Source organism: Paenilisteria rustica, assembly GCF_013820765.1.
Lineage (GTDB): Bacteria > Bacillota > Bacilli > Lactobacillales > Listeriaceae > Listeria_A > Listeria_A rustica.
This window is the reverse complement of the sequence record NZ_JABJVM010000010.1, coordinates 114,657-121,090: the sequence shown is the minus strand read 5'-3', so window position 1 is coordinate 121,090 and position 6,434 is coordinate 114,657. Positions and strand designations below refer to the sequence as shown.

Annotated in this window: 6 protein-coding genes; all 6 read right to left on the bottom strand. The window is 43.0% G+C overall.

The window, feature by feature from the left end:
- Positions 1–393: 393 nt before the first annotated feature.
- On the bottom strand, positions 394–1,890 hold the full coding sequence (lysS, locus tag HPK16_RS10865; protein ID WP_181676985.1) for a lysine--tRNA ligase: 1,497 nt from the start codon (positions 1,888–1,890) through the stop codon (positions 394–396).
- Between the two features lie 158 nt (positions 1,891–2,048).
- Positions 2,049–3,041, bottom strand: a complete 993-nt coding sequence (gene dusB, locus HPK16_RS10860) for a tRNA dihydrouridine synthase DusB (protein ID WP_181676984.1) — start codon at positions 3,039–3,041, stop codon at positions 2,049–2,051.
- A gap of 131 nt (positions 3,042–3,172) precedes the next feature.
- Complete coding sequence (folK, locus tag HPK16_RS10855; protein WP_181676983.1) at positions 3,173–3,652, bottom strand: 2-amino-4-hydroxy-6-hydroxymethyldihydropteridine diphosphokinase; 480 nt, start codon at positions 3,650–3,652, stop codon at positions 3,173–3,175.
- A complete protein-coding gene (gene folB / locus HPK16_RS10850) occupies positions 3,645–4,019 on the bottom strand; it encodes a dihydroneopterin aldolase (RefSeq protein WP_181676982.1) in 375 nt (124 codons plus the stop codon). The genes folK and folB overlap by 8 nt, the downstream gene beginning before the upstream one ends.
- A 15-nt stretch (positions 4,020–4,034) precedes the next feature.
- Positions 4,035–4,820: a dihydropteroate synthase gene (folP, locus tag HPK16_RS10845; RefSeq protein ID WP_181676987.1), complete on the bottom strand. Its 786-nt coding sequence runs from the start codon at positions 4,818–4,820 to the stop codon at positions 4,035–4,037.
- Between the two features lie 669 nt (positions 4,821–5,489).
- Positions 5,490–6,419, bottom strand: a complete 930-nt coding sequence (locus HPK16_RS10840) for a class F sortase (protein ID WP_181676981.1) — start codon at positions 6,417–6,419, stop codon at positions 5,490–5,492.
- Between the last annotated feature and the right edge of the window lie 15 nt (positions 6,420–6,434).

Here is a 6,434-nt window from a genome sequence, read left to right as displayed (position 1 = left end):
GCTAGCAAATTACTTTACTAGTATTACTTTTGGAAATAGCTTTCTATTTCCGCCCTGCGATTCTTACCTAGAAACATCACTGTCTCTATTGGTTTTATCTTTGTTTCTGTTCAGTTTTCAAAGGTCATCTAGAAGCGCTAAACTCATTTAGCAGCAACTCTTATATCTTACACTTCCTAGCGATGTTTGTCAAGAACTTTTTTCAAAAAAGTATTTTTGACTCTTAGTTGCTTTTATCTGTTTGCTGGAACGATTACTAATATATCACGTTTTCGAGACCTTGGCAAGCATATTTGACAAAAAAAGTTCACATTTTAAAAAGTTTTTTTCAAAAGCTCTTTTTCTAATGGGAAATCGCGTTTTTGAAAGCTCTCAAAAACGCGATTTCTCCGCTTAATCTCTTGATTTCATCGCCGGGAATAATAGGACGTCTCTGATAGATGGTGCATTGGTTAGAAGCATGATTAATCTGTCCATACCTATGCCTAGTCCTCCGGTTGGTGGGAGACCGTATTCTAACGCTTCTAGGAATTCTTCATCCATACTATGCGCTTCATCATTGCCATGCTCGCGTTCTGATACCTGAGCCTCAAAGCGCTGACGCTGATCAATTGGGTCATTAAGTTCTGAGAAGGCATTACCGTGCTCGCGCCCTACTATGAATACTTCGAAACGATCCGTGAACCTAGCATCATCTTTATTTGTTTTGGCTAATGGGGATATTTCTATTGGATGTCCATAGATGAATGTTGGCTGAATAAGCTTTTCTTCGACGAATACTTCAAAGAACTCATTAAGAATATGCCCGTATGTCATATGTTTTGTAATCGGTACGTTGTGTTCTTTAGCTAAGGCTTGAGCTTCTTCTGTTGTTTGAACGTTCCAGAAGTCTACACCTGTATATTGTTTTACCGCATCTACCATATGCAGACGTGTCCAATTCGGTGTTAGGTCAATTTGTTCTTCACCGTATGTGATGATAGTGGTACCGTGTAGTTTTTGGCACACTGTTGAGATCAGACCCTCTACTAGCTCCATGATATCTTCAAAATTCTCGAAGGCTGCGTAAGTTTCTAGCATGGTGAACTCTGGATTATGCCTAGTAGATACGCCTTCGTTACGGAATACGCGTCCAATTTCATATACTTTATCCATTCCACCTACTATAAGGCGTTTTAGATGAAGTTCTAGGGCAATACGGAGATATAGTTGCATATCTAGTGCGTTGTGGTGCGTTATGAACGGTTTTGCGGCTGCTCCTCCTGCAATGTTGTGCAGAACTGGAGTTTCGACTTCTAAGTAGCCAATGTTGTCTAGGTAGTTACGTGTGTATTGCATAATTTTGCTACGCATCACGAAACGTTGTTGGCTTTCAGAGTTGGTTATTAAGTCCAGGTAGCGTTGACGGTAGCGTTGTTCTACGTCTTTTAAGCCGTGGAATTTGTCTGGTAATGGGCGCAATGATTTGCTTAACATCGTGAATTCCGTTGCTTTTACGGATAGTTCGCCTGTATTAGTTAGGAAAATCGTTCCTTTAATACCTACAATGTCGCCTAAATCTGCTAGTTTGAAAATATCGTAGGTTTCTTCTCCAACGCCATCTTTACGAATGTAAATCTGAACTTGATGGAAACGATCTTGAATATGCGTGAAACCTACTTTTCCTTTAACACGTTTGGTCATGATACGTCCAGCAACGGTAACTTCTATCGCCGCTTCTTCTAGTTCTTCTTTCGTTTTACCTTCATATTGGGTTACGATTTCTTCTGGACTAATTGTCCGGATGAATTTTGCACCGAATGGATCTACGCCTTCTGCTCGTAATGTATCTAGTTTTTCACGACGAACGATTAGCTGGTCGTTTAATTCTTCATGGTTCTCGTTGGACATATTTGACACTCCTATTCTTTTCAAGTTATACAGATAGTTTCATTATACGCTCAATTGGGTTGATTTTTCTAGTTTTATTTAAAAAAAGTTGCCTCAGGATGTAGTGAGACAACTTTGGGTTGAAAAATTAGACTGGAATCTCTAGTCATAAGGCGTTTTTATTGTTTCGCCAAATTTTTTTCTTCATATTGTGTGACGAATCCTCTTAAAATAGCTTCCATTTGGATATACTCTTCAGCTTGGTTTGCAGCAACCTTGGCTCGAGTGCTTCCGCGCGCGCCTTTTAAATAGTATGCTGCGTGCTGACGGAATTCGCGGACGGCAATTTTTTCGCCTTTTATTGCGATGAGACGGCGTAAATGAAGTAAGGCTGTTTCGATTTTTTCACGCGGTTCTGGTTCTGGGAGTAGTTCGCCGGTTTCTAGATAGCGCACAGTCCGGTAAATCATCCATGGGTTGCCCAGTGCAGCACGGCCAATCATCACCCCATCTGCACCGGTTTGCTCAAGGATAGCTTTGGCATCTTCTGGTGTTTGGACGTCTCCATTTGCCATGAATGGGATAGAAATGTTCTTTTTGACTTCGGCTAGAACGTTCCAATCTGCTTCACCTTCATACATTTGAACGCGGGTTCGGCCGTGCATCGCGATGGCACTTACTCCTGCGCGTTCTGCGGCTTGGGCATTTTCGACAGCAAACACGTGCTCATCGTCCCAGCCGATACGCATTTTCACGGTGACTGGCTTGTCAACTGCATCTACTACTGCGGCCACCATATCGTATACTTTATCGGGATTAAGAAGCCATTTCGCGCCTGCTTCACATTTAATGATTTTGTTTACTGGACAACCCATGTTGATGTCGATGATGTCCGCGGTCGTATTTTCTGATACAAATTTCGCGGCTTCTACTAATGTATTTTTTTCACCACCGGAAATTTGTAGGCTTAGCGGCTTTTCTTTTTCGTCGATATAGAGCATGTCGAGTGTTTTGGCGTTACGTTGCGCGATTCCCTTATCGCTTATCATCTCACAGCAGACGAGCCCTGCGCCGAATTCTTTGACCGTTAGACGGAATGCGGAATTCGAGATTCCTGCCATTGGTGCGACGACGACTCTATTTTTAATGGGCACATTCCCAATTTTCCACATAAAAATGTTCCTTCTTTCTTGAAATAGAATAACCGCTGGGATACGCGATCCATGATGTCAGCGGTTTGTTTTCTCCTTTTAAAACAATAGTGTTATGGTAACATATCTAGTGAAAAGCGCAAGTGTCTATTTTACCAGTCTAATTGGATGTCTGTTTTGTGGATTCCTTGATCAGCTAATACCTCTTCTTGCAAAAGTGGTTCTGCGATGGCTGGCGCGATTTCTTGTAGCGGGATCATGACAAAAGCGCGTTCTGTCATTCTTGGATGTGGTAATTCGAGGATTTCCGTTTGTTGCCTGACGCTATCATATAGAAGTAAGTCGATATCAATGAGGCGCGGGCCCCAGCGAATAAGACGCACACGGCCTAGTTCGGACTCGATCGCTAAGCCTTTTTGTAAAAGAGGTTCTGGATCTAGTGTTGTTTGGATGGTTACAGCGATGTTCAGGAACGACTCTTGATCTTCGAAGCCAACTGGATCGGTTTCGTACACACTAGAAACGCTCTCGATGATTATCCCAGACTCGGCTTGTAGCGCTTTTAGGGCATTTTCCAGATTTTCTTGGCGATTTCCGATATTTGTGCCAATCGATAAATAAGCTTTAGGCAATTTCCCCACTCCTTGTACGCGTTATTTCAACCGCTACAGAGTGATAGTGACCAGGAATTGGCGGGTTTGGCTTGATGACTTTGACGGTGATTTCTTTTAATAGTGGATATCCTGCCAGAACTTCTGTCGCTATCGTTTCTGCGAGCGCCTCGATTAATTGGAATCGCTGGTTTTCTGTGATTTCTTTTACGGTTTCGTATACTTCTGCATAACTGACGGTGTCGCTTACTTCATCACTTTTTCCCGCTTTTTCAGTGGATAAACCCAGCGTGAGCGAGACGATGAATGTTTGACCTAACGTATTTTCTTCTGGCATAACGCCGTGATATCCGTAAAAAGCTAGTTCGTTTAAATAAATTTTATCCATTTTAAAAGTTCCTCCTTAATTGTTTGGCGCCTCGGTATTACCAAGAATCGCGTCTGTCATCGTAATCATGCGCGCAATTGGTTTCACATCGTGCACTCGGAAAATCGTGCAGCCTTTGACTTGTCCGTAAACCACTGTTGCCCCAGTCCCCTCCATACGTTCTTCTACAGGTAAATCGAGAACTAAGCCGATGGTCGATTTGCGACTCGTTCCTAGCAAAACTTCATGACCTAGGGCGACTATTTCATCGATTCTTCGCAAAACTTCGAGATTTTGTGCTGGTGTTTTAACAAAACCAAAACCAGGATCTAGCAGGATATGGTGATTTGGAACGCCTGCTTGCTTAGCGATATCAATACTTGCTTGCAAATCTTGTTTCACATTTTCAAAGTAATTATCGTAATCACGATTAATTCGGTTATGCATTAAGATAATTGGCGTCCCGAATGCAGCGGCTACTTTGGCTATTTCCGGATCTCTTTTAGCGCCCCATTGATCGTTAATAATGTCCGCACCTGCTTCGATGGCAGCAATTGCCACCTCCGATTTCCACGTATCGATTGAAATCCAAACATCTGGCAACGCTTCTCGCACAGCTTTGATCGCCGGGACAACACGCTTTACTTCTTCATCAATCGGGATTTCACGGTAACCAGGTCTCGTTGATTCACCACCGATATCGATAATAGCGGCACCTTCCTGCACCATTTGAACCGCTTTGTCTTTCACTTGTTGTTCCGTTATGTAATTCCCACCATCCGAAAACGAATCCGGCGTGACATTCAAGATTCCCATAATCATGGTAGGATGCGTCGTTTGCCATAGCTTACTCAACAAAATCACCTCTTTTTTATATTAGTATAGCATGAATATCCACATTCCGAGACCCACATTGCCTTTAGAACGCAACAAAAAACCAGCGCGGAAAAGGGAGTAACCACGCTGGTCAAAAAGGGAGTGTTAAGTTTTCATTTTAAAAAGGGAAAAAATGAAACTTAGTTTTGCTTGTTATTAGCTTATAAACATATAATACCCGACTAAAGCAAAATTTTAGTGAGGGTTACGTTAGAATTTGATGAGAAATGACGAAAAGCGGAAACAGCACGTTTTGCCTCGACAGAATTTGTTAGGGGGCGCAGGGAAAACCTGCACTTGGTTTTTGCGGAGGTCACGAAATTTTCGAGGAGCCAGCAAAAAGGAAGGCAGCTTCATTTCATTCAACTGCATATTGAGGTTCTAAAAAAGCAAAAAACGCTTTTCAAGAACCACAACAAAGCTAGATCTGGAAACGATAATACGTCAGAAAACGGAGCGTCCCCGCATGCATGATTGCCCTACTCAGAAGCACCAAAACACTATTCTCTACCTCCAGCTTCCATCCAAGCTTCGAGGGGGCGCGCCTGCTTCGCACGGATTACATGCATATTGTGGCTCAGCTTTTCCCAGAGGTAATTAACAAGATCCTAGTAATCAATCCACACTCCCAGAATCCCTGGACACCCCACCATCACTATTCACCGAAACCACAACAAACCGCGTCCCTTCTCCCCTTTTAGCCTCAACACTCTTCCTCTCATTAGCCGCTACACTTGCTATCTTCACTTTTTTCTCAGCTTCTACTTGATAAACTCGGTAACCAACCACATCCGGTGCCCGATTTGCGTACCATGTGACGGAATCGCCTGACCGCTTCACATTGGTCGGAGCTTTCGGAACTTCCTTTTTCAGCGCGGTGTCATTTACTAATTTCGCCGTCACCACTAGTCGGTCGATATGCGTCCGCCGCTCATAATCGAACGTGCCTGTACATGTAATCAAATTCAACAAGCGATTTGTCGACGAGCCGAATATTTGATTGATTGGCGCCTTTTCGGCTAGATAGCTTTTCTTGCTTTGAACGGCGAACGTTAGTTTTCTACCCGATTTATCTGCTAGCAAAATTTCATCGCCGGCTTGGAGCTCTTTCAGATAGAAAAATACAGCAGCTCCTTTTTTGCTATCTACATGACCTGCAATAACTGCGTTTCCTAGACTTCCAGGTTTATAGCCCGGATTATACCAACCAGTTTCGACGGTATTGTTTGGCACTTCCATCTGGCCATTGGTTGTTTTTCCAACTTGTATCACTGGCGCATCGACCTGAATTGCCGGAATTTTAATCCGAACTGGGATAATTCCTGTTTGTTGTTTTTGCTTAGCAGTTCGGAGGGTTTCGATTTCCCGTTGTTGATTGGCGTAGATTGGGAATTCAGCAATTCGACTTACGATTTTTCCTTTTGCGGGTTGTTGGTCATGTTTCACCTGGATTGTTGGAGGTTCTTCCGTCGCAAATGGATGCATCGCGAAGGCTAAAATTATAATCGCAACGATCGCAGTGATACTCGTTAGAAAAATTTTCATTGGTTTCACCTCATT